We start from the raw sequence: 26,773 nt of genomic DNA, 5'->3' as shown, positions 1-26,773 counted from the left end.
GCCGATGTGCGCATCAATAGTGCACCCGTCGGTCGAGGATGAAGGTCTGCAGCACCGAGAACACGAGGGTGAACGCCAGGAAGACCAGCGTGAGCGTCGCCGCATAGCTCATGTGGAAGTACTGAAACCCCTCCAGATAGATGGCATACAGCAGCACCTCGGATGCGCCTCCGGGGCCTCCACGCGTCATCACCGCAACCGTGTCGAAGATCTTGAAGGCGGTGATGAAGGTCGTCACGGTCACGAACATCGTCGTCGGACCGAGCATCGGCCACGTCACTTTCAGGAAGCGGTCAATGGGGTGGCTCGCGCCATCGATATCGACGGCTTCGTAGAGATCGCGGGGAATAGCCGAGAGGCCGGCGAGAAACAGCACCATGTTGAAGCCGACGAGCTGCCAGATGCCGATCGCGGCGAGCGTCGGGATGACGAGGCGCGGCTCGCTCAGGAAAGCTGTCTCCGCGAACCCCAGTCCCTTGAGCGCCTGATTGATGAGCCCCAGGGTCGGGTGCAGCAGGAACTGCCACATCGTGGCCATTGCGATGAGCGTCGAGGTGACGGGGAGAAAATAGATAACCTCATAGAGGCTGCGCGTGCGCTTGCGCTGGTGGATCAGGATTGCGACCAGCAGCGAGATCAGGACGCCGCCGGGCACGACAATCGCCACGTAGAGCAGGGTATTGGTAACCGAGCGTCGAATCACGGGATCCTGTAGCGCCGCGCCGAAGTTCTTGAAACCGACGAACGAGAAGTCGAGCGCACCCAGCTCGTAGTTGGTGAAGCTCAGGAAGGCGAGAGCAGCCAGCGGCGCCAGATTCGTCAGGACCAGCAGGATGAAGGCCGGCGCGGCAAAGCCCAAGCCCGCGAACCGCTCGACCCATCGCTGGCGGCCGGCTGGCGGCGCCGCGTCGAGCGGAGTGACTTGAGCAGCGACCGTGGTCATCGGGCCTCGCTCGCGCGGCGCACATCGCGGCCGGCTGCATTGCGGCTTTCCACCTCGAGGCGGCGGCCGTTGTTGTCGAAGACGTGGCAATCCCGTGGCTCGAAGGCCAGCGGGACTTCGCCCTCGGGGATGGGGATGCTGTTGTCGACCCGGCAGAGCACCGCCACTTCCGGGGAGGCCGCGAGATCGAATTGAAGGATGCTTTCCGAGCCGAGATTTTCGCGGCGCCGGAACCTGCACGTGACGGCGCACGGTCCGCCTCCGATCCGCATTGCTTCCGGACGCACGCCGACCGTCAGTTCCGGCGTCGGCGCGTTGCGGACATCGATCGGCAGCGTCCGGCCGAGCAGCTCGACCTGGCCGCCGGGGCCCACATGGGCCGGAAATAGATTGATCGCCGGACTGCCAATGAACTGCGCGACCGCAGTCGTGGCGGGCCGTTCGTAGACCTCGGCGGGGGTGCCGAGCTGGAGTATGTTGCCGTGATCCATCACGGCAAGGCGATCGGACATCGTCATCGCTTCGATCTGGTCGTGTGTCACGTAGATCATCGTGGCGCCGAGACGCGCGTGCAGCTCGGTCAGCTCGCCACGCATGTGCACACGCAGCTTGGCGTCGAGGTTCGACAATGGCTCGTCCATCAGGAAAGCCTGCGGATGACGCACCATTGCGCGGCCGAGCGCGACGCGCTGCCGTTGCCCGCCCGAAAGCTGTCCGGGGCGGCGGTGAAAGAAGGATTCGATGCGAAGCTGCTCCGCGACGGCCCGCACCTCACGCGCGATCCCGTCCATGACGCGCCTGCGGCGAGGCGACAGTTGACGCATCAAGGGCAGGCGCTCGAACAGGTTGAGGCGCGTCATGGTGAGGGGCAGCGCGATGTTGTCGAACACCGACATGTGGGGATAGAGCGCGTAATTCTGGAACACCATGGCGATTCTGCGCTCGTGAGGCCGCAAATGGTCGACCGAAGTCCCGCCGATCGAGACCGAGCCGCGGTCCTGCGATTCGAGCCCGGCGATGATGCGCAGGAGCGTCGACTTGCCGCAGCCGGAGGGGCCGACCAGCGTCAGAAACTCGCCGTCCGCAATATCGAGGTCGATGTCGTTGAGGACGGCCGTGTCGCCGAAAGCCTTATGGATGCCGCGCAATGTGAGGCCGGCCATCGCAGATCACGCCTCAGCATCGCGCGGTGGATAGACTTCGTGCACGACGTCGTCGATCCAGTAATCGGTGAGGCCGGGCACCGGACGAATGCTCACGTCGATATTTTCGCCGTCGATGTCGTAGACCACCGCCCCAAGCCGTGCAGCGCCGCCCATCGGCGGCGCCAGTTTCTCACCGACCAGAAAGCCGGCCGCCGGCCCCCAAATGTAGTGCGTGCCGTTCAGCCGGATTTCGTGCCAGCGATGCAGATGTCCACTGGCCACGATCTCCACCTGGTAGCGTTGCAGCAGATCGAGAAGGGCGCGGCGCGGCTCCGGCTTGACCGACCAGTAACCGGTGTCGGCCTCGGTCGGTAATTCGATGAACAGCGGCCGGTGGGTGAACCAGGCAAGGCGACGCCCCGCAGCATCGGCCATCGCGGCCTCGAGCCATTCGGTCTGCTGCGCCTCTTCGGGGCCGCCGCCGAAGATCATCGAATTGAGGCCGATCAGGCGCCAACCGTCCACATCGCGTAGCCAGCGGTCGTCGCCGAAGTGGCGGCGAAAGCGATCGAGCCGCTCGCCATTTACCGGCTGATGCGGATTGCCGACCTCGCCGACGTCATGATTTCCCGGAACCGCCACGACAGGGACGCCGAGCGAGGCCAGTTGGGTCGCGCAATATGCTGCGTCGGTTTCCTGATCGGCTGCATCGACCGTCACGTCGCCGGTATGTATGACGAGATCTGGCTTATGCTGCGCGATCCAACGGGCAAGTGGCGCCCAGTTCGCGTCGAAGTGCTGCTTGCTCGGGCTGAGATGCGTATCGGAAATCTGAATAACTCGGACCATGACGCCTCTGCTTTGGGTCGCGTGTCATGCCGTGCGTTGGGCGCGCAGCGGTCTGTCGCTCGAATCGAATGCGCTGCCCCGCGCCGCGCGGAGTGGTCATTGTAGTCGTGAGATCTGAAGCTTCCGGCGCCCTCCCTGGCTGACGATGCCGCTTAAGCCGCTTGTGTCATCTCAATCAACTATACATATGATCTGTCATTGTGACAAATGTAATTCACACAAGACAAGCGGATCATGCGCGGATGTGAGCAACCGGGTGTGTCGTCTGACCAGGGACGGAAACTTCGGTCTGCGCGGTCGCGATTGAATGGCGCAGCGTCTGCGCAACCTGGATTCACATGACCGACCGACATGATCGAAGCCGATATCTCCAAGCTGAGTGCTCGAGGGCCTTTGATGCGTGTCCTATGAGTGGCGTGTGCCCTCTCGCTGAGCGTTTGCGTGACGCGTTCACCGGGACTCCGAAGACGCGATTTCCACTTCCAATTCGTGCATATGTGGTTCTAGAAGAGCCAGGTTGCGGAAGCCTCGTCACACCAGATTTCTTCGTTCCAATCACATCAAGGGTCGGGCAGAGGCGGAATATCTCAGTAAAATTAACGGGTTAGATCGGAAATTTTCCATGGCCCCGATGATGGATTGGAGCGAGAGTTCTAGTTCTTCAATCGGTTAGGAAGCGACGTGTGCACGACGTGTGCACCGGGAGATCAAAGAAAATCTCGAGAGCGCCAACGGACTCCATCCGTTTGAGAGCACGACGAGCGTATATTGCCTGCCAATCCGCTCAGCCTGAGCTACGGCTGTGAATCTGAGCGTCGGTTTGCGCTAGGTGTTGGTTTGTGGAGAAGCGCGATCGAGCCGCATAGATAGCTAAATGCTTCGGCGCTCGCGCAGCTTGCGGAAGTCGTCACCGGCGTGGTGTGAGGATCGCGTCAGTGGCGTGGCCGAGACCATGAGGAATCCCTTGGCATAGGCGGTCTTCCGATAGGCCTCGAATTCATCAGGGGGCACGAAGCGCATCACGGCATGGTGCTTGCGCGTCGGCTGGAGATACTGGCCGATGGTCAGGAAATCGACGTCGGCGGAACGCAGATCGTCCATCAACTGCAGCACCTCGCTGCGGTCCTCGCCGAGGCCGACCATGATTCCCGATTTGGTGAAGATGCGCGGGTCGAGCTCCTTCACGCGTTGCAGGAGTCGGACCGAATGGAAATAGCGCGCACCTGGACGCACCGCGAGATATTTTGACGGCACCGTTTCCAGATTGTGATTGAGCACGTCTGGCCTTGCGGCAACGATCGTCTCGAGTGCGCCGTGCTTGCGCAGGAAATCAGGCGTGAGGATTTCAATTGAGGTCGCCGGGCTCATTGCGCGGATCGCCGCAATTGTGGCTGCGAAATGGGCGGCCCCGCCGTCGGCGAGGTCGTCGCGATCGACCGAGGTCACGACCACATGCTCGAGCCCAAGCTTGGCGACGGCGTCGGCGACCTTGCCGGGCTCGTCGGCATCGAGTGGGTCGGGCAGGCCGGTGCGCACGTTGCAGAACGCGCAGGCGCGCGTGCAGGTGTCACCCATAATCATGAAGGTCGCGTGCTTCTTCGCCCAGCACTCGCCGATGTTGGGACAGCCGGCTTCCTCGCAGACGGTCACGAGCTTGTTTTCGCGCACGATACGTCGCGTCTCGGTCCATTGGGCGGAGCCGGGGGCTTTCACGCGGATCCATGCGGGCTTTTTTTGTAGCGGCGTGTCCGGGCGGTTGACCTTTTCGGGATGGCGCGGCCGATCGGTCCGCAGCTTCGTTCGCGGATCGTCGTTGAGGAAATCAAGTAGCACCGTCATGCGCCCACCCCTTGCGATGTGCGAGAGCCGAACATGGCGGCGGCTCCGCTCAGATTGTGCGACACGTTCCGTCTTGCGCGAGCCGTGGCGTGACAACAACGCCGTCCCGCGCGCGGTCGCCGACATTCAGCTATCGCGGTGAAGCACGTCAACATGATTTGTGGTCCCGCGTTGATTCACGCGGTGACCGGGCGCGCTGCCTTGCGCGGGCGCTTTCGTTCCCGACGTGCAAGGCCGGTTACCGGCATTGCGCGCGGCATTCGGAACCCTCCATCTGCTGATCCGAGATTTCGGGCGATGCTCTAGCCGGTTTTCCGGAGCTTCAGACGGATCGAGCCCGGATGCATGGGCGGGGGCTCCGACCCGCCCGGTAAAACCGAGCAAGTTGAACGACATCGACGCGAATGCCGTTCTTTTCGCGGTCTGGCATGAATGCTGCTTAAGCATCTGCCAAAAGAAGCGACAGCTTCAGAACATGCAGCGCGAGGGGACGTTCAGATGCCAGCCAACACACAACCCATCACCTGAAACGACCGGGACATCACCCGATCGGCATTGCGCGTGTCCGCATGAATGCGGACCGCAATGAACGTTGGCACGCGACTGCGGCTTGGCATGCAATGGAGAAGGTAATGACGATCGCGGACGCTCACGATCAGGACCCGCAGGAAACCCGGGAGTGGCTCGATGCCCTGTCGGCGGTCCGGGGGCACCGCGGCAACGAACGCGCGGAGTTCGTCGTCAATGCGATGCTCGACGCCGCGCGACGCGGTGGCCTTCAGATCGAGCAGTCGCTGACGACACCCTATTGCAACACGATCCCGCTGGAGCAGCAGCCGGCGCTGCCGGGCGACCGCGCGATCGAGCACAAGCTTCGCTCCATCATCCGCTGGAATGCGCTGGCGATAATTCTGCGCGCCAACAAGGAGAGCTCGGAGCTCGGTGGCCACATCGCCAGCTTCCAGTCTGCCGCCACGCTCTACGACATCGGTTTCGGCCATTTCTGGCACGCACCGACCGAGACCCATGGCGGCGACCTGATCTTCGTGCAGGGGCACTGTTCCCCCGGCATCTATGCGCGCGCCTTCCTTGAGGGGCGACTGAGCGAGGAGCAGCTCCTCAGCTTCAGGCAGGAGACCAGCGGCAAGGGTTTGTCGAGCTATCCGCATCCCTGGCTGATGCCGGACTTCTGGCAGTTCCCGACGGTGTCGATGGGGCTGGGGCCGTTGATGGCGATTTATCAGGCGCGGTTCTTGAAATATCTCGAGAACCGCAAGTTGGCCGAGACGTCCAACCGGAAGGTCTGGGCGTTCATGGGCGACGGCGAAACCGACGAGCCGGAATCGCTCGGCGCGATCTCGCTCGCCGGCCGCGAGAACCTCGACAATTTGATCTTCGTCATCAACTGCAATCTCCAGCGGCTCGACGGGCCCGTCCGCGGCAACGGCAAGATCGTGCAAGAGCTCGAAAGTGTCTTCCGCGGTGCGGGCTGGAACGTCATCAAGGTGCTATGGGGCTCGGGTTGGGACCGCCTGCTGGAGAAGGACAAGAGCGGGCTGCTGCTAAGGCTCATGGAAGAATGCGTCGACGGCGAATACCAGGACTTCAAGAGCAAGAGCGGCGCCTACATTCGCGAACACTTCTTTGGCAAGTACGAGGAAACCAAGCAACTCGTCTCTGACATGAGCGACGACGAGATCTGGCAGCTTGCGCGCGGCGGCCACGATCCCGAGAAGGTTTTTGCCGCCTACACCGCGGCCGTGAACCACAAGGGCCAGCCCACGGTCATTCTGCCGAAGACCGTCAAGGGCTACGGCATGGGCGAGTCCGGCGAGGGCCAGATGATCGCCCATCAGGCGAAGAAGATGACGCAGGACGCGCTGCGCGGCTTTCGTGACCGTTTCCAGGTGCCGGTCGCCGACGCGGACCTGGCCAAGGTGCCCTTCCTCCGGTTGCCGGAAGATGGTCCGGAGATGAAGTATTTCCGGGCGCAGCGCGAAAAGCTCGGCGGCTACCTACCGCAACGCCGGCGGAAATCCGCGTCCTTGCAAATTCCGCCGCTCTCGACGTTCCAGCGGCTGCTCGAAAACACCGGCGAGCGCGAGATCTCGACGACGATGGCCTTCGTGCAGTTGCTCGGTGCGCTCGTGCGCGACAAGGTGATCGGCAAGCACATCGTGCCGATCGTACCGGACGAATCCCGCACCTTCGGCATGGAAGGCATGTTCCGGCAACTCGGCATCTACTCGTCGGTCGGCCAGCTTTACAGGCCGCAGGACGCCGATCAGCTGATGTACTACCGCGAAGACAAGAGCGGACAGGTCTTCCAGGAGGGAATCAACGAGGGCGGCGCGATGTCGAGCTGGATCGTTGCGGCGACGTCCTACTCGACGAACAACGTGCCGATGATCCCGTTCTACATCTACTACTCGATGTTCGGCTTGCAGCGCGTCGGCGATCTCGCCTGGCTTGCGGGCGACATGCGGGCCCGCGGCTTCCTGCTCGGCGGCACCGCCGGCCGGACTACGCTGAACGGCGAGGGATTGCAGCACGAGGACGGCCACAGCCACGTGCTCGCCGCGACCATCCCGAACTGCATCTCCTACGATCCGACCTTCGCCTATGAGGTCGTGACGATCGTCCGCGAAGGCATGCGCCGGATGTACGAGGCGCAGGAGGACGTCTACTACTACCTCACCCTGATGAACGAGAACTATCCGCATCCCGCGCTTGCCGATGCAGGCGAAGGGGCGGAGGAGGGGATCCTCAAGGGACTCTATCTCCTGAAGAACGGAGGCGAGACCGCGAAGAAGGGCCTCCGCGTCCAGCTTGTCGGGTCGGGCACGATCCTGCGCGAGGTGATCGCGGCCGCCGATTTGCTCAAGGCAGACTTCGGCGTGACCGCTGACGTCTGGAGCGCAACCAGCTTCAACGAGCTACGCCGCGATGGCATGGCGGCGGAGCGCTGGAACCTGCTGCATCCGACCGAGCCGCGTTGCGAGAGCTGGGTGGAATCGCAGCTCAAGGGACATCCAGGGCCGGTCGTGGCCTCCACCGACTACATGCGCAACTACCCCGACCAGATCCGGGAATATGTCCAGGCGGCCGGGCGTCGCTACGTCGTGCTCGGCACCGACGGGTTCGGCCGCAGCGACTACCGCGTGAAGCTTAGAAAGTTCTTCGAGGTCGACCGGCACTACGTCGCGGTCGCGGCGCTCAAGGCGCTCGCCGATGAGGGGACGATCAAGCCCGCAATCGTGGCCGAGGCCATCGCCAAATATCAAATCGATGCCGGGCGCGCTGCGCCGTGGACTGTGTGAGCCAGGGAGCCGAGGGCAGAGCGATGAGTGGTCTGATCGACATCAAGGTTCCCGATATCGGCGACTTCAAGGAAGTCCCCGTGATCGAGATCTTCGTCAAGCCGGGCGACACGGTGAAGGCCGAGGATCCGTTGGTCGCGCTGGAGTCCGACAAGGCGACCATGGAAGTGCCGTCGCCGCGCGACGGCGTGGTGAAGTCGGTGGCCGTGAAGGTTGGCGACAAGGTCAGTGAAGGCGCCGTGATCGTGCAGTTCGTGGGCGCTGGCGCGGAGCAGGCCGAGGCTCGCCCGGTCGTCAGCGCGCCGCCATCGCCAGTCAGCGCACCGGCCGGTGTCGCCGAGGTGCGCGTCCCCGATATCGGTGACTTCAAGGACGTTCCGGTCATTGAAATCTTCGTCAAGCCCGGCGACAGCGTCAAGGCTGAGGATCCGCTGATCGCGCTTGAATCCGACAAGGCGACGATGGAAGTGCCGGCGCCCCTCTCGGGGACCGTGCGCGAGATCAAGGTCAAGACCGGCGACAAGGTCAGCGAGGGCGCGATCATTCTCGTGCTCGCGACCAGCGATGCGTCCACGACGGCCGCCTCTGCGGCGCCTGCGCCTGCAGCAGTGTCGTCGGCGCCCGCAGCGGCTCCCGTGGCGCAAGTCGGCGGGGTCGACGAAAAGGCCTTCGCGCTCGCCTATGCCGGACCGGCGGTGCGCAAGCTGGCACGCGAGATGGGTGTCGATCTCGGCAAGGTCAAAGGCTCCGGTAATCACGGCCGTATCGTTCGCGAAGACGTCGAGGCCGTTGCCAAGGGCGGGGCGTCCGCCGCCAAGCCGCAGGCTGCGCCCGCAAGCGGGGGCGGTGTCGGCGGCATCGATCTGCTGCCCTGGCCCAAGATCGATTTCGCAAAATTTGGCCCGGTCGAGCGCAAGGAGCTCGGTCGCATCAAGAAGATTTCGGCAGCCAATCTGCATCGCAACTGGGTCGTCATCCCGCATGTCACGACCCATGACGAGGCCGACATCACCGAGCTCGAGCAGTTCCGGGTCAAGATGAACAAGGAGCTGGAGAAGAGCGGCGTGAAGCTCTCGCTGCTGCCATTCATGGTGAAGGCAGCCGTCGCGGCGCTGAAGAAGTTTCCGGAGTTCAATGCCAGCCTCGACGGCGACACGTTGGTCTACAAGAACTACTGGCACATCGGCTTTGCCGCCGACACGCCGAACGGCCTGATGGTGCCCGTCATCCGCGATGCCGACAAGAAATCGGTGCCTGACATCGCCAATGAGATGAACGCGCTCGCCAAGCTTGCGCGCGAAGGCAAGATCAAGCCAGACCAGATGCAGGGCGGCACCTTCTCGATCTCCTCGCTCGGCGGCATCGGCGGCATCTATTTCACGCCGATCATCAACGCGCCGGAAGTCGCGATCATGGGCGTGTGCAAGGGATACTGGAAGCAGCATTCGCCTGACGGCAAGACCTGGACGTCACGCCTGACCTTGCCGCTGTCGCTGTCGTGGGACCACCGCGTCATCGACGGTGCGGCGGCCGCACGTTTCAACGTCTATTTCGCCAGCGTGCTCGCCGATTTGCGGCGCGTGCTGTTCTGAGATCGGGAGTAGGGCAGCATGGCTCAGCAGGTCGAAGTGAAGGTGCCTGATATCGGCGACTTCAAGGACGTCGCGGTGATAGAAGTCATGGTCAAGCCCGGCGAGACCGTCGCGGTCGACACCAGCCTGATCATGGTCGAGTCCGACAAGGCGTCGATGGAGATTCCGTCCTCGCATGCCGGCGTTGTCAGGGAGGTCAGGGTCAAGGTCGGCGACAAGGTCAGCGAAGGGGCCGTCATCCTCATGCTGGAAGCCGCGGGCGCCGCGGCCACGCCGCCGCCTGCCCCCGCCGCCGCGGCACCGGCAGCGACTCCTGTCGCAGCATTCCATTCCGGCAAGGCGGATATGGAATGCGACATGCTGGTGCTCGGCGCCGGTCCCGGCGGCTACTCCGCCGCCTTCCGAGCCGCCGATCTCGGCATGAAGACCGTGTTGGTCGAGCGTTACGACACACTCGGCGGCGTCTGCCTCAATGTCGGGTGCATTCCGAGCAAGGCGCTGCTGCATACGGCGTCCGTCGTCGACGAGGTCAAGCACCTCCCGGACCACGGAATCTCCTTTGGCGCGCCGCAGATCGATCTCGGCAAGCTGCGTGCGTTCAAGGACGGCGTGATCAAGAAGCTGACCGGCGGCCTTGCCGGAATGGCAAAGGCCCGCAAGGTCGAGGTCGTGACCGGCGTCGGCGCCTTCCTCGACCCGCATCATCTCGAGGTTACCTCGGCAGGCGGCAAGAAGACGATCAAGTTCGCCAAGGCCATCATCGCCGCCGGCAGCCAGGCCGTGAAGCTGCCGTTCCTGCCCGAGGATCCGCGCATCGTCGACTCGACCGGCGCCCTGCTGCTGACATCGATCCCGAAGCGCATGCTGGTGATCGGCGGCGGCATCATCGGGCTGGAGATGGCGACGGTCTATTCGACACTCGGCGCACGCATCGACGTGGTCGAGATGCTCGACGGCCTGATGCAGGGCGCTGACCGCGACCTGGTCAAGGTCTGGGACAAGATGAACGCGCGTCGCTTCGACAAGGTGATGCTGAAGACCAGGACGGTCGGTGGGAAGGCCACCGAGGCCGGGATTGAGGTCTCCTTCGAGGGCGAGCAGGCGCCGTCGGCGCCGCAACTCTATGACCTGGTTCTGGTCGCGGTCGGCCGCAGCCCGAACGGCAAGAAGATCGGCGCCGAGAAGGCGGGTGTCGCGGTGACCGATCGCGGATTCATCGACGTCGACAGGCAGATGCGGACCAACGTGGCGCATATCCTCGCGATCGGCGACATCGTCGGGCAGCCGATGCTGGCACATAAAGCCGTGCATGAAGGTCATGTGGCCGCGGAAGTCGCCCATGGCGAAAAATCCTATTTCGACGCGAGGCAGATTCCGTCCGTGGCCTACACTGATCCCGAAGTCGCCTGGGCCGGCAAGACGGAGGATCAGTGCAAGGCCGAAGGCATCAAGTTCGGCAAGGCGGTTTTCCCCTGGGCAGCCTCCGGCCGCGCCATCGCCAACGGTCGCGACGAGGGTTTCACAAAGCTTCTGTTCGACACGGCGACGCAACGCGTCATCGGCGGCGGCATCGTCGGCACACATGCGGGCGATCTGATCAGCGAGGTCTGTCTCGCGATCGAGATGGGCTGCGAGCCCGCGGATATCGGCAAGACCATTCATCCGCATCCGACGCTCGGCGAGTCCATCGGCATGGCGGCGGAGGTCTTTGAGGGCCACTGTACCGATCTGCCGCCGCAGAAGAAGAAGTAGGACTGCCCGCGCGGAACGCAGCGAAATGAGGGAGGAGACATAATGTCTGGAGCGACCAGTGCGACGGTCGATAAGAAGGCCGTGACGCAGAAGAAGCCATTTTACCGGGTGCTCTACGTTCAGGTGCTCGCAGCTATCGTGCTCGGCATTATCGTCGGTTGGGTCTCGCCCGAACTCGGCAAGAACGAGTGGATCAAGGCGATGGGCGACGGCTTCGTCAAGCTCATCAAGATGGTGATTGCGCCCATCATCTTCTGTACCGTCGTCTCCGGCATCGCCCATATCTCCGAAGTCAAGAAGGTCGGTCGGGTCGCGATCAAGGCGCTGATCTATTTCGAGATCGTGTCGACGCTTGCACTGGCACTCGGCTTGATCGTCGGCAATGTGGTGCAGCCTGGAGCAGGCTTTCAGGGTCAATCCAACGCCGCTGCTGTCGCGGGTTACGCCAAGCAGGCGAGCGAAATGAGGTCGATCGATTTCGTCCTGCACGTCATCCCGGACACGGTCGTGGGAGCGTTTGCGCAGGGAGAAATCCTGCAGGTCCTGCTGTTTGCAATCCTGTTCGGCTTTGCGCTGATGGGGCTCGGCGAGCGCGCCCATACCGTGCGGGCGTTCATCGATGACGTGGCTCACGCGATGTTCGGCGTCATCTCGATCATTGTTAAGGCGGCCCCGATCGGTGCGTTCGGTGCGATGGCCTATACGATCGGGCGGTATGGTCCGCAGGCATTGGGCAATCTCGCTGGGCTTATCGCAACCTTCTATGTCACTGCGCTCCTGTTCGTCTTTGTGGTCCTTGGTCTGATCGCCCGCTTCGCCGGATTCTCGATCTTCAAGTTCCTCAGATATCTGAAGGATGAATTGCTGATCGTGCTTGGCACGTCGTCCTCGGAGAGCGCGCTTCCGCAGATGATGGAGAAGCTCGAGCGCCTCGGCTGCTCCAAGCCGGTCGTTGGCCTCGTCGTGCCGACCGGCTACTCCTTCAATCTGGACGGCACCAACATCTACATGACGTTGGCGACGCTGTTCATCGCCCAGGCGATGAACGTGCAGCTCAGTTTCGGCGAGCAGTTGACGATTCTCGTCGTTGCCATGCTCACCTCGAAGGGCGCATCGGGGATCACGGGTGCCGGCTTCATTACGCTGGCCGGCACGCTCGCCGCCGTCAGGCCGGAGCTGCTTCCCGGCATGGCGATCGTGCTCGGTATCGACAAGTTCATGAGCGAATGCCGCGCGCTGACCAATCTCTGCGGCAACGGTGTTGCCTGCGTGGTGGTGGCCTGGTGGGAGGGCGAACTCGATCGCGAGAAGCTGCGTGTCGGTCTCGAGCGCGACATCGATCCGACAGACTTCGAGACCGCCGTGGCAGAGGGCAGGGGCATCTAGCGATTGGATTGCGAGAGATTTAACAGACAGACAAGAGGAAATGGTCATGACTGATGTGGTGATTGTGTCCGCCGCGCGAACGCCGGTCGGCTCCTTCAACGGTGCACTTGGATCGCTGACCGCGCACGAGCTCGGAGCCGTCGCGATCAAGGGTGCCCTCGAACGCGCCAAGGTCTCGCCTGAAGATGTCGACGAGGTCATCCTGGGCCAGGTGCTGTCCGGCGGTGAGGGGCAGAATCCGGCGCGGCAGGCCGCCATGGCGGCCGGCATTCCGGAGGAGAAGACGGCGTGGGGCATGAACCAGCTCTGCGGCTCGGGTCTGCGGTCGGTGGCGCTCGGGCTGCAGCAGATCGCCAATGGCGACGCAAAGGTCATCGTTGCCGGCGGCATGGAGTCGATGTCGATGGCGCCGCATCTGTCGCATATGCGTGTCGGCACCAAGATGGGTGACGTCAAATTCGTCGATTCCATGCTGAAGGACGGCCTGATGGACGCCTTCCACGGCTACCACATGGGCGTCACGGCGGAGAACATCGCCGCCAAATGGCAGATCACCCGCGAGGAGCAGGACGCTTTCGCCACCCGCTCGCAGAACAAGGCCGAGGACGCGCAAAAGGGCGGCCGGTTCAAGGACGAGATCGTTCCCGTCACCGTCAAGACCAGGAAGGGCGACGTTGTCGTCGACCAGGACGAGTATATCCGTGCCGGCACGACGCAGGATGCTCTCGCCAAACTTAAGCCCGCCTTCAACAAGGAAGGCTCGGTGACTGCCGGCAACGCCTCGGGCCTCAACGACGGCGCGGCCGCGCTGGTGTTGATGAGCGCGGAGGAAGCCAGCAGGCGCGGCCTGACGCCGCTTGCAAAAATCGTCTCTTGGGCGACCGCCGGCGTCGACCCGGCGGTAATGGGTTCGGGGCCAATCCCGGCCTCGCGCAAGGCACTGGAAAAGGCCGGCTGGAAGGTCGGGGATCTCGATCTCGTCGAAGCCAACGAGGCCTTCGCGGCCCAGGCCATCGCCGTCAACAAGGACATGGGTTGGGATCCCTCGATCGTGAACGTGAACGGCGGTGCCATCGCCATCGGTCATCCGATCGGTGCGTCTGGCGCCCGCGTGCTGACGACGCTGCTGTTCGAGATGCAGAAGCGGGGTGCGAAGAAGGGGCTTGCAACGTTGTGCATCGGGGGTGGCATGGGCGTCGCCCTGACGGTCGAACGGTAGCAGAGAACACCGGCCATAAGCGCCGGAGCAGAATGAACGCGGACGGCACCACACCATCCGCGAACGACAGCGGCTGGCCGTGCGCCGGCAAAAGAATAACCGATCAGGATCAGGAGGAAATCATGTCCAGAGTTGCGGTGGTGACCGGCGGAACGCGCGGCATCGGCGAGGCGATCTCGGTCGCACTCAAGGCGGCCGGCTACAAGGTGGCGGCGAGTTATGCCGGTAACGACGAGGCAGCTGCGAAGTTCAAGAGTCAGACCGGCATCAACGTCTACAAATGGGACGTCTCGAACTACGAGGCCTGCGTCGCCGGCTTGAAACAGGTCGAGGCCAACCTGGGGCCGGTCGATGTGCTGGTCAACAACGCCGGCATCACCAAGGACGGCATGTTCCACAAGATGACGCCAGAGCAATGGTACGCGGTCATCAACACCAATCTGAACTCGCTGTTCAACATGACGCGGCCGGTGTGGGAAGGCATGCGCGAGCGCGAGTTCGGTCGCGTGATCTGCATCTCCTCGATTAACGGCCAGAAGGGCCAGATGGGCCAGGTCAACTACTCCGCTGCCAAGGCCGGCGACATCGGCTTCGTGAAGGCGTTGGCCCAGGAGGGCGCCCGCGCCGGCATCACCGTCAACACGATCTGCCCCGGCTATATCGCCACCGAGATGGTCAAGGCGATCAGTCCGGAGATCGTGGCCAAGAACATTCTGCCCCAGATTCCGGTCGGCCGTCTGGGTGAACCGCACGAGATCGCGCGCGCGGTGGTGTTTCTCGCCTCCGACGATGCCGGCTTCATCACGGGATCGACGATATCGGCGAATGGCGGCCAGCACATGATCTGAGGCCGCATGCGGCCTCCCGAACCGAAGAATCAAGTCGAGGAACACGATGGACCAGGATCTCAGGGAAGCCGCACTCGAATATCATCGCCTGCCGACGCCGGGGAAGATCTCCGTGGTGCCGACCAAGGCGATGGCCACCCAGCGCGATCTGGCGCTGGCGTATTCACCTGGTGTGGCCGAGCCCTGCCTGGTCATCGCCGAGGATCCGTTGCAAGCGGACGTGTTGACGGCCCGCAGCAACCTCGTCGCCGTCGTCACCAACGGCACCGCCGTGCTCGGCCTCGGCAATATCGGCGCGCTGGCCGGAAAACCGGTCATGGAGGGCAAGGCGTGCCTGTTCAAGAAGTTCGCAGGCATCGACGTGTTCGACATCGAACTCGCCGAGGAGAATCCCGACGCGCTGATCGAGACGATCGCGCGGATGGAGCCGACCTTCGGCGGCATCAACCTCGAGGACATCAAGGCGCCGGAATGCTTCTACATCGAGAAGAAGCTCCGCGAACGGATGAAGATACCCGTCTTCCACGATGATCAGCATGGCACCGCGATCATCGCTGCAGCCGCGATCCTCAACGGGCTGAAGCTGGTCAAGAAGGACATCGCCGAGGTCAAGCTGGTCTGCTCCGGCGCGGGTGCTGCGGCGCTCGCCTGCCTCGATCTCATCGTGAGCCTTGGATTGCGCCGCGAGCGCATCATCGTGACCGACGCCAAGGGTGTCGTGTATGCCGGCCGTACCGAAAGCATGGACGACAACAAGGCGCGCTATGCCGTGAAGACGGATGCGCGGAAGCTGGACGACATCATCCAGGATGCGGACATCTTCCTCGGACTGTCGGCCGGCAAGGTGCTGACATCAGACCTGGTCAAGAGGATGGCCCGCGATCCCCTGATCTTCGCGATGGCCAATCCGGTTCCGGAGATCATGCCGGAAGACGCGCTGGCGGTTCGTCCCGATGCGATCATCGGCACGGGGCGTTCGGACTATCCCAACCAGATCAACAACGTCCTGTGTTTCCCGTTCATCTTCCGTGGCGCGCTCGATTGCGGTGCGACCACCATCAACGAGGAGATGAAGCTGGCGACGGTCCGCGCACTCGCAGACCTCGCCATGGCCGAGGTTCCTGAGGTGGTCGCAACCGCCTACAAGGGCGAGGACCTTCGCTTCGGGCGCAACTATCTCATTCCAAAGCCGTTCGATCCACGTCTCATCGAGATGATTGCGCCGGCGGTGGCAAAGGCGGCCGTCGATACCGGTGTTGCAAGGCGCCCGATCGCCGATATGGACGCTTATCGGCAGAAGCTGAGCCGTTTTGTCTACCAGTCCGGCAATGCGATGCAGCCGGTGTTTTCGGTGGCGAAGGGGAGCGGAAAATCCCTCGTTCTGGCCGAAGGCGAGGATGAGCGCGTGCTGCGGGCAGCACAGGTCATCGCTGACGAGCGGATCGCGAAGCCGTTGTTGCTCGGCCGGCCTGCCACCATCGAACAGCAGATCAAGGCTTTCGGTCTCCGGCTCAGGCCCGGCCAGGACTGCGAGATCATCGATCCGCACGATGCGCAGGTCTATTCCAAATGCGCTGACGTGTATCATGCGCGCAGGAGGCGCGATGGCGTATCGGCGGCCCTCGCGCTGTCGGAGACGCGGAGCAATGCAACGGTGCTGGCGTCGATCCTGCTCGAGCGAGGGATCGGCGATGCGATGCTTTGCGGAGTGATCGGGCGAACCGCCGATCACCTGGCGGCGATCAAGAACGTGATCGGAACGCGGGACGACGTGCGGACGCTCGCCGTAATGCAAATGCTCATTCTCCCGCAGCATCAGCTGTTCATCTGCGACACGCATTGCAATCTCAATCCGACTGCCGAGCAGGTTGCCGACATCGCGCTGCTGGCGGCCGCCGAAGTCAGGCGATTCGGCATCACGCCTCGAGTGGCGCTGTTGTCGCATTCGAGCTTCGGCAGCTCGGCGGTGCCGGAGGCGCACAAGATGCGGGAGGCGCGCACGATCATCCGCGCGCGCTCGCCCGATCTGGCCGTGGAAGGCGAGATGCGCGGCGACGCGGCGCTGTCGCAGTCGGTGCGTGACCACGAGTTTCCCGATTCCGGTTTCGTAGGTCCGGCGAACGTGCTGGTGATGCCCAATCTGGACGCGGCCAACATCTCGTACAATCTTTTGCGGATGGCTGCGGGGCAGGGGCTGACGGTCGGCGGCATTTTGCTCGGCGCGGCCAAGCCCGCCCACATTCTCACGCCATCCTCGACCGTCCGCCGCATCGTGAACATGGCTGCCGTCGCAGCCGCGGATGCGGTGTCGGAGAGAGCCTGATCGGAAGGACACGATCGGGCGGACTGTGAACGCGATCGGGCGAGGCCATCATGAGTGAGGCGCAATCGGGAAAGCTCCGGATCGTGATCGTCGGAGGCGGGGCGGGAGGATTGGAACTCGCGACCCGCCTCGGCGACAAATATGGCCGCAAGGGCAAGCTCGACGTCACGCTGATCGAGCGCAACCGGACGCATGTCTGGAAGCCGAAGCTGCACGAGATCGCGGCCGGCAGCATGGATATCGCTGCCCACGAGGTCGACTATCTCGCGCAATCCTACTGGCACGGGTTTCGTTACCGGATCGGCGAGATGATCGGGATCGACCGGGAGCGGCGTCAAGTGCTGGTGGCGCCCTATCTCGATGGCGAAGGGCGCGAGGTGACGCCGAAGCGGAGCTTCGACTACGATATCCTCGTCATGGCTATTGGCAGCCAGAACAACGATTTTGGCACGCCGGGCGTCGTGGACCACGCGATCAAGCTCGAAACGCAGGTCGATGCCAAGCGGTTCCACGAACGCATGGTCAATGCCTGCATCCGCGCCCATGCCCAATCGTCACCGCTCGGCGAACATCAGTTGAAGGTCGCGATCATCGGCGCCGGTGCGACCGGTGTCGAGCTTGCGGCGGAATTGCACCGGACGACGCGCGAAGTGGTGGCATACGGCCTCGATCAGGTCGATCCGCAGAAGGACGTCAGGATCACGCTGATTGAAGCGGCGGATCGGGTGCTTCCCGCATTGCCGGAACGCGTCTCGAAGGAGACGGAGAAACTGCTGCTCAGGCTGGGTGTCAATCTGCTGGTCGGCGCCAAGGTGTCCGTAGTCGGGTCCGACCGCGTCAGCCTGACGGACGGGCGGACCATTCCCGCCGAACTGATCGTCTGGGCCGCGGGCGTCAAGGCGCCCGATTTCCTGAAGGACATTGCCGGGCTCGAAACCAACCGCATCAACCAGCTGGTGGTGCGGCCCACGTTGCAGACCACGCGCGACGACAACATTTTTGCCATCGGCGACTGCTCGGCCTGCTCATGGGGCGAGCGGGGCAATGTGCCGCCGCGTGCACAGGCAGCCCATCAGCAGGCCTCGCATCTCTATTCCCAGATCCCGCGGCATCTGCGGGGCGAAGCGCTGAAGGATTACCGCTACAGGGACTTCGGATCCCTGGTCTCGCTCGGCGAGTTCAGCACGGTCGGCTCGATGATGGGGGCACTGGTGGGCGGCAGCCTGGTCTTCGAGGGGCTGTTCGCGCGGATGATGTACCTGTCGCTCTACAAGATGCACGAATACGCCCTGCATGGTCCGGCCAAGGTGGCGCTCGACACGCTGGCCCGCCTGATCACCCGGCGGACCGAGCCGCACGTCAAGCTTCATTGATTGCGGTCGCGAAGGAGATGGATGTCGTGTCGGCCGTTGCGCACCCGGCGCCGGCTCGAGCCCGGAGGGGATGCTGATGGACGCTGTGCTCCTTGCGCGTATCCAGTTCGCCGCGAACATCACGTTTCATATTCTATTTCCATCGATCTCGATCGCCCTGGGCTGGGTGCTGCTGTTCTTCCGCCTGAAGCATCTGCGCGCAACCGACCCACAGCAGAAGCTGGACTGGCTTCGCGCCTATCGGCTGTGGACCAAGGTATTCGCCCTGACATTTGCGCTCGGGGTCGTCAGTGGCGTCACCATGAGCTTCCAGTTCGGCACCAACTGGCCGGGCTATATGGAGCGGGTCGGCAATATCGCAGGCCCGTTGCTGAGCTATGAGGTGCTGACCGCTTTTTTTCTCGAGGCGGGCTTTCTTGGCGTGATGCTGTTCGGCCACCGCCGCGTCGGCGAAGCAATTCACCTTGGGGCGACCTTTCTGGTGGCGCTGGGCACTCTGATGAGTGCGTTCTGGATCCTCGCCCTCAATTCCTGGATGCAGACACCGGCGGGATACGAAATTGTCGACGGCCAGTTCCATGCACGGAATTGGCTGGAGATCGTTTTCAATCCGTCCTTTCCCTATCGTTTCGTCCACATGGTGCTTGCGTCGTCGCTGACGTGCGCGTTCCTGCTGATCGGGATCAGCGCCTGGCAGCTCCTCAAGGGCGTCGCGACGGCGAGCGCCTCGCGGGTGCTGCGAACCGGGCTCGTGTTCGCGGCCCTGGCCGCGCCGGCGCAGATCGTGGCGGGCGATTTTCACGGGCTCAATACGCTCAAGTATCAGCCGCAGAAAATCGCGGCGGTTGAAGGCATCTGGGAAACCACGCGCGGCGCGCCGCTGCTTCTGTTCGCGATTCCCGACGATGCGACCCGGTCGAACCATTTCGAACTGGCCGTGCCGAAACTCGCGAGCCTTATCCTCCGTCACGATCCTGACGGGGAGCTCAAGGGGTTGAACGAGTTTCCATCGGCGCATCCGCCGGTGCTGCCGCTGTTCTGGTCGTTCCGGATCATGGTGGGAACGGGCATCCTGATGTTGCTCGTCAGCTGGGTCGGCCTCTGGAGGCATTGGCGCGACGGTTGGGAGTTTTCCCTGATGCCGCGGCCATTGCTCAGGTTGTTCGCGGGAATGACCTTTGCCGGATGGGTGGCAACCATCGCCGGATGGTACGTCACGGAGATTGGACGGCAACCGTTCATCGTGTCAGGCCTGATCCGAACGAGCGAGGTCGCCTCGCGCGTTCCATCGGCGAGCATCGCGCTGACCCTGGTCATCTACGTGACCCTCTATGTGGGCTTGCTGGTGGCCTATGTCGGCGTGCTGAAATATATGTCGGAGAAGCCGGAAAAGCGTCCGGCGGCGGTCACGTCGGAGGACCTTGCACAGGATCCGCTTCGCTATCAGAGCCGCGGAGAGTTCGCATGATGTCGATGTCCTTCGACGAGCTTCTGCCACTGATCTTCATCGGACTGATGGGCGTATCGCTGCTCGTCTATGTCGTGAGCGACGGCTACGATCTCGGGGTCGGCATGCTGATGCATCGGGCGACGCCGGACGAGCGGGATACCATGGTCGCCTCGATCGGCCCGTTTTGGGATGCGAATGAGACCTGGCTCGTCCTCGGCGTCGGCCTTCTCCTCGTCGCCTTCCCAAAGGCGCATGGACTGGTCCTGTCGGAATTGTACCTGCCGACCGCGCTCATGCTGGTCGGCCTGATCCTGCGCGGTGCAGCTTTCGATTTCCGGGTCAAGGCCAAAGCCGACCGGAAGGCGATGTGGGATCGCATGTTCATCGCCGGGTCGATGCTGGCGTCGGTGTGCCAGGGCTGGATGCTCGGCCGCTACATCAGCGGGTTCGGCGAAGGCTGGAATTATCCGATCTTCGCCGGCGCAATCGCGATTGCGTTGCCGATGGCCTATGCACTGCTCGGCGCGACGTGGCTTGTGATGAAGACGCATGGCGAGCTGCAGGAGAAGGCGATCGAGTGGAGCAAGATCGCCTTCGCACCCATGGTTCTCGGTCTGATCCTGATCTCGATGGCAACGCCGTGGATCAGCGAGACGGTCCGCATCAGGTGGTTCACCCTGCCGGCGATGATCGCGGTGGCCTCGATCCCGATCACGTCCAGCGTCGCGCTGCTGACGGTCCGCCTTCTGCTGGGTGCACCGGCCGTGCGCGGCGCGCTTTGCTGGCTGCCTTTCGCGCTATTGGTGCTCGTGTTCCTCCTGAGCTTCCTTGGTCTCAGCTATAGCATCTACCCCTATGTCGTGATCGACCGGCTCACGGTCTGGCAGGCCGCCAGCAGTCCGGAGTCGCTCCGAGTCATACTGATCGGGGTCTGCGTGACGCTGCCGGTCATCATCGCCTATACCGGATTTTCCTATCGCGTATTCCGGGGCAAGACCATAGAGTTAGACTATGCGTGAGTGGCCTGCCGCAATTGCCGGCGCTCCCGGGTTTGTGCTGGTTCACAAGATGGCGGAGCTCTCATCCCTGGTGAACGTCAAGGAGCCTGCCAAGGTTGGTTCGGGGGCGCCTGCTTCCACGCGTTGGTTCATTCGCGGTGCATTTGCCCTTGCGTTGGTCGCCGCCGCGGCGTGGCTCGGATATGCGGTCATGTTCCGCCGGGGACTGGACCATCTGCACGCCGCGGCCCAGCAGCGGCTGGCCGTCGAGGCTGCCAGACTCGACGGCCATCTTTCGAGATTTGAGTATCTCCCGTCTCTCCTGGAGACGTCCCCCGGCGTGTTCCGGCTGCTGGAGGCGCCCGGCGATCCCGCGTTGCAGCAAGCCGTCAGCCTCTATCTGAAATCGATCAACCTGCTGGCGGGGGCCGACAACCTCTACGTCCTCGGTGTCACCGGCGCGACCCTGGCCGCGGCCGATTTCGACCAGCCCGGAACACCCTTCGGCGAAAACCTGTCGTATCGTCCCTATGTGAGCGAAGCGCTTGCGAACGGTCGCGGTGCATTCTTCGGTGTCGGTATCACCACCGCGCGCGCCGGTTATTATCTGTCCTATGCCCTGAAGGACAGCGGGACGACCAAGGGGATCGCGACCGTCAAGGTCAATCTGGATTCGTTCGAGCGGGCGTGGCGCAACATCGACAACGACATTCTACTGGTCGACGAGCGCAAGGTCACGATACTCGCCTCTCGCGACGAGTGGCGCTATCGCCCGATGGAGCCGCTGTCGGTTCAAACGCGCGATGACATCGCGCGATCCAAGCCCTACGGAAACCACGATCTTGCGCCGCTCGGATGGACCTTCGTCGCCCAGTCCGAGAACGGCACGGCAAGGATCACCGCGGAGAACGGCACCGCCTATACCGTTAGCGAGCTTCCGATCAACCGCGGGCTGTGGAAACTCGTGCTTCTCGACGACGAGGCGCCCATACGGCAGACTGCGCTCGTCATCGGGGTCATATCGGGATTAGCCGCCCTCGTCGCGCTGTTGGCGCTTGGACTTGTGGAGCAACGCCGCAGAGAGATCAAGCAGCGGTTGGCGAGCCAGGCCGCGTTGCAGGCGGCGAACGACATGCTCGAAACCAGGGTGCAGGAGCGCACAGCCGAATTGCGCGCTACGCAGGACGAACTCGTTCATGCCGGCAAGCTGGCCGCGCTCGGCCAGATGTCGGCGGGCATCGTTCATGAACTGAACCAGCCCTTGGCGGCCTTGCAGACCGCCGCCGACAATGCCGTTTTGCTGGTCGACCGCGGATCAATCGGAGATGCCCGTGGAAATCTCACCCGCATTGGCGAGCTGGTGCGGCGGCTCGGACGCCTGACCGGCCAGTTGCGGGTGTTCGCATACAAGTCGAGCAGCCCGCTTGGCGCGGTTTCCGTTGAGCAGGCCGTGGCTGAATCGCTCAAAATACTGTCCGGGCGAGTCAAGGAGGGCGGGGTTGCCGTCGCGACGGACATTGACGCAAAACTCTGCGTCATCGCCGATCAGACGCGGCTCGAGCAGCTGTTGTGCAACATCGTGGCGAATGCGCTGGATGCGGTGGAGAATGTCGAGCCGAAGTCGATCCTGATCCGGGCGGGCAGGGAGGAGGCGCAGAGCGCGCGCTGCCGCATTGCGATCAGCAACAGCGGGCCCGCGATCGCCCCCGACGTCCTGCAGCGCATGTTCGAGCCGTTCGTGACGACCAAGCCCGCGGGCAAGGGGCTTGGGCTGGGCCTGATGCTGTCCAACCACATTGCACGCTCGTTCGGTGGCGAGCTGCATGCGCGAAACCTGGCGCCGAGCGGCGCCGAATTTGTTGTGACCCTTCCATTGGCTGAGATTACAGAGGCGGCTCCCGCATGGGCGATGACCAATCGATCGGCGTGATCTATGTCGAGGATGATGACGACGTTCGGATCGGCGGGGTCCAGGCGCTCGAGCTTGCGGGATTTTCCGTTTCGGGCTTTGCCTCGGTCGAGACCGCCCACAGCTCCGTGCGCGCCGACATGCCCTTTGTCGTGGTCTGCGACGTGCGCCTGCGCGGGCGCAGCGGCCTCGATTGGCTGTCTGATCTGCGTCGGCTGGATCAGGATCTGCCGGTGATCCTGATCACCGGTCACGGCGATATTTCGATGGCCGTGCAGGCAATGCGGACCGGCGCCTATGACTTCATCGAGAAACCCTGCTCCTCGGAGCAGCTGATCTCGGTGGTGCGCCGGGCGGCGGAGAAGCGGCGGCTGACGCTCGAGGTGCGATCGTTGCGATCCGCCTTGGCGGACCGCCAGGGAATCGAGGCCAGCCTGCTCGGTCGGTCGCCGCAGATCCAGGAGGTGCGCCGGTTGGTCTCCACCTTGGCTGCGACCAATGTCGACGTCACGATCTATGGTGAGACCGGGACGGGCAAGGATGTGGTGGCGCGCTGCCTGCACAATCATAGCGGCCGCCGCGGCGGCAACTACGTTGCGGTGAACTGCGGCGGCCTGCCGGAATCGCTGGTCGAGAGCGAGCTGTTCGGCCACGAGGTCGGCGCATTCACCGGCGCCACGCGTCAGCGGATCGGAAAGATCGAATACGCCAGCGGCGGAACGCTGTTCCTCGACGAGATCGAAAGCATGCCGCTCAGCGTGCAGGTCAAGTTGCTGAGGTCGCTGCAGGATCGCTCGATCGAGCGCGTCGGCACCAACAAGCCGATCGCTGTAGATTGCCGTGTCGTGGCCGCGAGCAAGGTGAATCTGCTGGAGCTCAGCGAAAAGCGGCTGTTTCGTGCCGATCTTTACTATCGCCTCGGCGTCGCTTTCATCGAGCTGCCGCCGCTGCGCGAACGGCGGGAGGACATCCCGCTGCTGTTCGAGCACTTCACTCTGGATGCCGCCAGGCGTTTCGAGCGCGACGCCCCGATCCTGGATGACCCGACAATGTCTCACCTCCTGGCCTATTCGTGGCCGGGCAACGTGCGCGAGCTTCGCAACGTCGCCGACCGTTTCGTGCTCGGTGTCCTCGACGGCAAGTCGATCAACAAGTCGGGCTTCGGCGCGTCCGATATGTCATTGCCGCGGCAACTGGAGAACATCGAGCGATCGATCATCGAGGATGCGCTGCGGCGCAGGCAAGGCGATGTCCAGGCAACGGCTGCCCTTCTGAGCATTCCGAAGCAGACGCTGTACGACAAGATCAAGCGCCTCTGCGTCAATGTCGACGGAATCAGGGAGGGCGCGACCGTCCGCTCCGGATCCTGAGACCGCGGCGGATGAGACGGCAAGCGCTCGGTGCAAGCGGGGGCAAAGGGCGCCAGGCAGAAGCGGCCCGAAAACCGGACGTCAACGAACCAATCAATTTTGCCAAGCGAGGAACGCCATGAATCGGCCATTCAACATGCCTGACGAATTTGTCGAGGGCTTTATGAAGGCGGGTGAAAGCCTGTGGCGCTCGCTCGGATGGGCGCCAAAGGGCGATCGTAACGGGGCCGATCCCGGCCCGGCTCTGAATTCGTCAGGCCTCGCTCAATTGCAGGCGGACCACATGATGCGGCTGTACAAGCTCACCGAGCATGTCCTCAAATCGGCCGCCGGCGTCCAGAGCGAAGCAGGCATCGAGCCCGCGCGCGGCGATCGCAGGTTCAACGCGACGGAATGGCGGGACAATGCCACCTATAGCCTGCTCAAGCAATGCTATCTACTCAATGCGCGCTATTGCGTCGACTTCGTCGAAGCACTCGATCTCGACGAGAAGGAAAAGCATCGGCTGCGCTTCTTCACGCGCCAGCTGGTCGAGGCGATGAGCCCGACTAATTCTCTCGCCACCAATCCTGACGTCATAAAGCTTGCGACGGACAGCGAGGGGCAGAGCCTGAAGGCGGGCTTGGACAATCTCATGGCCGATCTCGGCCGAGGCAGCCTGACGATCACGGACGAGGAGGCGTTCGAGGTCGGAAAAGACGTCGCCGCATCCAGGGGCGCGGTCGTGTTCGAGAACGAGCTGTTTCAGCTCATTCAGTATGAACCCGCGACCGAGCAGGTGACGGCCCGGCCGCTGCTGATCGTGCCGCCATGCATCAACAAGTTTTACATCCTCGACCTGCAACCGGCCAACTCCTTCGTCCGCTTTGCGGTCGAGCACGGCCTGACCGTCTTTATGGTCTCCTGGCGCAATCCGGATGCCTCGTGCGGGCACTTTGGCTGGGACGATTACGTCGGGCAGGGCGCCATGCGCGCCATCGAGGTGACCCGCTCGATCTCGGGTGCCGACAAGGTCAACGTGGTCGGCTGGTGCGTCGGAGGAACCATTCTGTCATCTGCGCTGGCGATCCTGCGGACGCGCGGCGACGAGTCGGTCGCCAGTGTGACGTTGCTGACCACGATGCTCGACTTCCGTGAACCGGGGGATCTCGGCGTGTTCGTGGACGAGGAGGGTGTGCGGCAGCGCGAGCAGACCATCGGCAACGGCGGCATTTACCGCGGCTCGGAGCTCGGGTTCGTCTTCCAAACCCTGCGTTCCAAGGAGCTGATTTGGCCGAACGTGATCAACAACTATCTGAAGGGAAAATCGCCTGAGCGTTTCGATCTTCTGTTCTGGAACGCCGACGTGACCAACCTGCCGGGGCCGATGTATTGCTGGTACATCAGGAACATGTATCTGGAGAACAGACTTCGGGAGCCGAACCGGTTGACGATGTGCGGCACGTCCGTCGATCTGGGGCGAGTCGACCTGCCTGCCTATGTCTTGGCGACCGTTGAAGATCACATCGTGCCGTGGCGATCGGCCTATCGCACCACGGGCCTGTTCAGTGGCAACACCCGCTTCGTGCTCGGAGCGAGTGGGCACATTGCCGGCGTGATCAACCCTGCGTCGAAGAACAAGCGAACCTATTGGCTGTCGGACAAGCGATGCGAAGACCCGGCGGCGTGGCTTGCGAGCGCTGACGAAAAGCCAGGCAGTTGGTGGAACGATTGGATCGCGTGGCTCAAGCCGTGGGCTGAAGATCAGGTGCCCGCCCGGACGCAACTCGGCAGCAACCTCTATCCTCCGGGGGAAGTGGCACCAGGCCGATATGTGAAAGCGAAGGCAAACTGACTTCGCTGAACGGTCATGGAACGATTGGGAGATTTCGGAAGAGCTGGCAGTTCGAGCAATCGCTGAGCGAGGCGACCTCATCATTAGAAGCAATGATGGATTGCTCTTCGTACCGTTTGGCGACATCGATAAGTTGTTGAGGGCTGCCACAGAAAAGTGCGAGCGAAGCGCTTTGACTGCACATGCACACCTCGGCCTCCGTCTGACGTGTGCATTGAGAATCCGAAGAAGCGATTTCTGCTTCCAATTCATGCAAATATCGTCCTAGAAGAGCCAAGTTACGGAAGCCTCGTCAAATGAGAATTCTCAGTCGGTCCAATTACACAAAGGGCTGATCGAAGTTAAAATACCTCAATAAGATGAATAGCTTAGAACGAAAATTCGCCGTAGCCCCCATGATGGACTGGAGCGAGAGCTCATGTTTTTCAAACGGTTAGAAGGCGCTGTGTGCACGACGTGTGCACCGGAAGATCAAAGAAAATCTAGCGACGACTAGCGTGAGCGGCTTCGGTGCTGAGCTTGGCGCACGGCTGGCATTGCGCGACCGCGGCGCCATTTGAGCGCGGCCCTTCAAGTCTCCCGGCGCAGGTGCTTCCGCGCTTAGTAACAGTCACCCGGAAGGA

General features: G+C 62.9%; 17 protein-coding genes. 13 read left to right on the top strand and 4 right to left on the bottom strand.

Annotated elements, in window-relative coordinates:
* Positions 1 to 13: 13 nt before the first annotated feature.
* The 4 genes from GDN70_RS24625 to lipA form a co-directional block, all read right to left on the bottom strand.
* The gene (locus GDN70_RS24625) at positions 14 to 943 is read right to left on the bottom strand and encodes a carbohydrate ABC transporter permease (RefSeq protein ID WP_028145346.1); all 930 of its coding nucleotides are present in this window, start codon (positions 941 to 943) and stop codon (positions 14 to 16) included.
* A complete protein-coding gene (locus GDN70_RS24620; protein ID WP_028145345.1) occupies positions 940 to 2,106 on the bottom strand; it encodes an ABC transporter ATP-binding protein in 1,167 nt (388 codons plus the stop codon). Before GDN70_RS24620 ends, GDN70_RS24625 begins: the two co-directional genes overlap by 4 nt.
* A gap of 6 nt (positions 2,107 to 2,112) precedes the next feature.
* The gene (locus GDN70_RS24615) at positions 2,113 to 2,937 is read right to left on the bottom strand and encodes a metallophosphoesterase (RefSeq protein WP_028145344.1); all 825 of its coding nucleotides are present in this window, start codon (positions 2,935 to 2,937) and stop codon (positions 2,113 to 2,115) included.
* A gap of 870 nt (positions 2,938 to 3,807) precedes the next feature.
* Positions 3,808 to 4,776 carry a lipoyl synthase gene (gene lipA / locus GDN70_RS24610; protein WP_038971018.1) on the bottom strand — a complete coding sequence of 323 codons (969 nt, stop codon included), beginning with the start codon at positions 4,774 to 4,776 and terminating at the stop codon, positions 3,808 to 3,810.
* 632 nt (positions 4,777 to 5,408) lie between these two features.
* Here lipA and aceE point away from each other — a divergent pair.
* The 13 genes from aceE (at position 5,409) to GDN70_RS24535 (ending at position 26,150) form a co-directional block, all read left to right on the top strand.
* Positions 5,409 to 8,096 (top strand): pyruvate dehydrogenase (acetyl-transferring), homodimeric type, encoded by a 2,688-nt coding sequence (aceE, locus tag GDN70_RS35155; protein ID WP_085968297.1) that lies wholly within the window; start codon positions 5,409 to 5,411, stop codon positions 8,094 to 8,096.
* 23 nt (positions 8,097 to 8,119) lie between these two features.
* Positions 8,120 to 9,688 (top strand): dihydrolipoyllysine-residue acetyltransferase, encoded by a 1,569-nt coding sequence (locus GDN70_RS24590; RefSeq protein WP_038971016.1) that lies wholly within the window; start codon positions 8,120 to 8,122, stop codon positions 9,686 to 9,688.
* An 18-nt stretch (positions 9,689 to 9,706) separates the two neighbouring features.
* On the top strand, positions 9,707 to 11,440 hold the full coding sequence (gene lpdA, locus GDN70_RS24585) for a dihydrolipoyl dehydrogenase (RefSeq protein WP_038971015.1): 1,734 nt from the start codon (positions 9,707 to 9,709) through the stop codon (positions 11,438 to 11,440).
* A 42-nt stretch (positions 11,441 to 11,482) separates the two neighbouring features.
* Positions 11,483 to 12,826, top strand: coding sequence for a dicarboxylate/amino acid:cation symporter (locus GDN70_RS24580; protein WP_028145339.1), 1,344 nt, complete (start codon positions 11,483 to 11,485; stop codon positions 12,824 to 12,826).
* 46 nt (positions 12,827 to 12,872) lie between these two features.
* Positions 12,873 to 14,045: an acetyl-CoA C-acetyltransferase gene (locus GDN70_RS24575; protein ID WP_085968296.1), complete on the top strand. Its 1,173-nt coding sequence runs from the start codon at positions 12,873 to 12,875 to the stop codon at positions 14,043 to 14,045.
* 122 nt (positions 14,046 to 14,167) lie between these two features.
* Positions 14,168 to 14,893 carry an acetoacetyl-CoA reductase gene (phbB, locus tag GDN70_RS24570; protein ID WP_038971021.1) on the top strand — a complete coding sequence of 242 codons (726 nt, stop codon included), beginning with the start codon at positions 14,168 to 14,170 and terminating at the stop codon, positions 14,891 to 14,893.
* Positions 14,894 to 14,939: 46 nt separating this feature from the next.
* On the top strand, positions 14,940 to 17,216 hold the full coding sequence (locus GDN70_RS24565; protein ID WP_152103137.1) for an NADP-dependent malic enzyme: 2,277 nt from the start codon (positions 14,940 to 14,942) through the stop codon (positions 17,214 to 17,216).
* A gap of 50 nt (positions 17,217 to 17,266) precedes the next feature.
* Positions 17,267 to 18,589, top strand: coding sequence for an NAD(P)/FAD-dependent oxidoreductase (locus tag GDN70_RS24560; RefSeq protein WP_152103136.1), 1,323 nt, complete (start codon positions 17,267 to 17,269; stop codon positions 18,587 to 18,589).
* Between the two features lie 76 nt (positions 18,590 to 18,665).
* Positions 18,666 to 20,057: a cytochrome ubiquinol oxidase subunit I gene (locus tag GDN70_RS24555; protein WP_271611536.1), complete on the top strand. Its 1,392-nt coding sequence runs from the start codon at positions 18,666 to 18,668 to the stop codon at positions 20,055 to 20,057.
* Positions 20,054 to 21,058 carry a cytochrome d ubiquinol oxidase subunit II gene (locus GDN70_RS24550; protein WP_085967607.1) on the top strand — a complete coding sequence of 335 codons (1,005 nt, stop codon included), beginning with the start codon at positions 20,054 to 20,056 and terminating at the stop codon, positions 21,056 to 21,058. The genes GDN70_RS24555 and GDN70_RS24550 overlap by 4 nt, the downstream gene beginning before the upstream one ends.
* Positions 21,051 to 22,967 carry an ATP-binding protein gene (locus GDN70_RS24545; RefSeq protein WP_152103134.1) on the top strand — a complete coding sequence of 639 codons (1,917 nt, stop codon included), beginning with the start codon at positions 21,051 to 21,053 and terminating at the stop codon, positions 22,965 to 22,967. The genes GDN70_RS24550 and GDN70_RS24545 overlap by 8 nt, the downstream gene beginning before the upstream one ends.
* Positions 22,940 to 24,316 (top strand): sigma-54 dependent transcriptional regulator, encoded by a 1,377-nt coding sequence (locus GDN70_RS24540; RefSeq protein WP_038946247.1) that lies wholly within the window; start codon positions 22,940 to 22,942, stop codon positions 24,314 to 24,316. The genes GDN70_RS24545 and GDN70_RS24540 overlap by 28 nt, the downstream gene beginning before the upstream one ends.
* A complete protein-coding gene (locus GDN70_RS24535) occupies positions 24,270 to 26,150 on the top strand; it encodes an alpha/beta hydrolase (protein WP_244625817.1) in 1,881 nt (626 codons plus the stop codon). Before GDN70_RS24540 ends, GDN70_RS24535 begins: the two co-directional genes overlap by 47 nt.
* Positions 26,151 to 26,773: the final 623 nt, after the last annotated feature.

The organism is Bradyrhizobium sp. TM102, from assembly GCF_009176685.1.
In the GTDB taxonomy this organism is placed as follows: Bacteria; Pseudomonadota; Alphaproteobacteria; order Rhizobiales; family Xanthobacteraceae; genus Bradyrhizobium; species Bradyrhizobium ottawaense.
This window is presented reverse-complemented; position numbering and strand designations above follow the sequence as displayed.

Bases quoted from the DNA above. Each gene is read 5' to 3' on its own strand.
- GDN70_RS24625 (WP_028145346.1), bottom strand. From the start codon at position 943: ATGACCACGGTCGCTGCTCAAGTCACTCCGCTCGACGCGGCGCCGCCA.
- GDN70_RS24620 (WP_028145345.1), bottom strand. From the start codon at position 2,106: ATGGCCGGCCTCACATTGCGCGGCATCCATAAGGCTTTCGGCGACACG.
- GDN70_RS24615 (WP_028145344.1), bottom strand. From the start codon at position 2,937: ATGGTCCGAGTTATTCAGATTTCCGATACGCATCTCAGCCCGAGCAAG.
- lipA (WP_038971018.1), bottom strand. From the start codon at position 4,776: ATGACGGTGCTACTTGATTTCCTCAACGACGATCCGCGAACGAAGCTG.
- aceE (WP_085968297.1), top strand. From the start codon at position 5,409: ATGACGATCGCGGACGCTCACGATCAGGACCCGCAGGAAACCCGGGAG.
- GDN70_RS24590 (WP_038971016.1), top strand. From the start codon at position 8,120: ATGAGTGGTCTGATCGACATCAAGGTTCCCGATATCGGCGACTTCAAG.
- lpdA (WP_038971015.1), top strand. From the start codon at position 9,707: ATGGCTCAGCAGGTCGAAGTGAAGGTGCCTGATATCGGCGACTTCAAG.
- GDN70_RS24580 (WP_028145339.1), top strand. From the start codon at position 11,483: ATGTCTGGAGCGACCAGTGCGACGGTCGATAAGAAGGCCGTGACGCAG.
- GDN70_RS24575 (WP_085968296.1), top strand. From the start codon at position 12,873: ATGACTGATGTGGTGATTGTGTCCGCCGCGCGAACGCCGGTCGGCTCC.
- phbB (WP_038971021.1), top strand. From the start codon at position 14,168: ATGTCCAGAGTTGCGGTGGTGACCGGCGGAACGCGCGGCATCGGCGAG.
- GDN70_RS24565 (WP_152103137.1), top strand. From the start codon at position 14,940: ATGGACCAGGATCTCAGGGAAGCCGCACTCGAATATCATCGCCTGCCG.
- GDN70_RS24560 (WP_152103136.1), top strand. From the start codon at position 17,267: ATGAGTGAGGCGCAATCGGGAAAGCTCCGGATCGTGATCGTCGGAGGC.
- GDN70_RS24555 (WP_271611536.1), top strand. From the start codon at position 18,666: ATGGACGCTGTGCTCCTTGCGCGTATCCAGTTCGCCGCGAACATCACG.
- GDN70_RS24550 (WP_085967607.1), top strand. From the start codon at position 20,054: ATGATGTCGATGTCCTTCGACGAGCTTCTGCCACTGATCTTCATCGGA.
- GDN70_RS24545 (WP_152103134.1), top strand. From the start codon at position 21,051: ATGCGTGAGTGGCCTGCCGCAATTGCCGGCGCTCCCGGGTTTGTGCTG.
- GDN70_RS24540 (WP_038946247.1), top strand. From the start codon at position 22,940: ATGGGCGATGACCAATCGATCGGCGTGATCTATGTCGAGGATGATGAC.
- GDN70_RS24535 (WP_244625817.1), top strand. From the start codon at position 24,270: ATGTCGACGGAATCAGGGAGGGCGCGACCGTCCGCTCCGGATCCTGAG.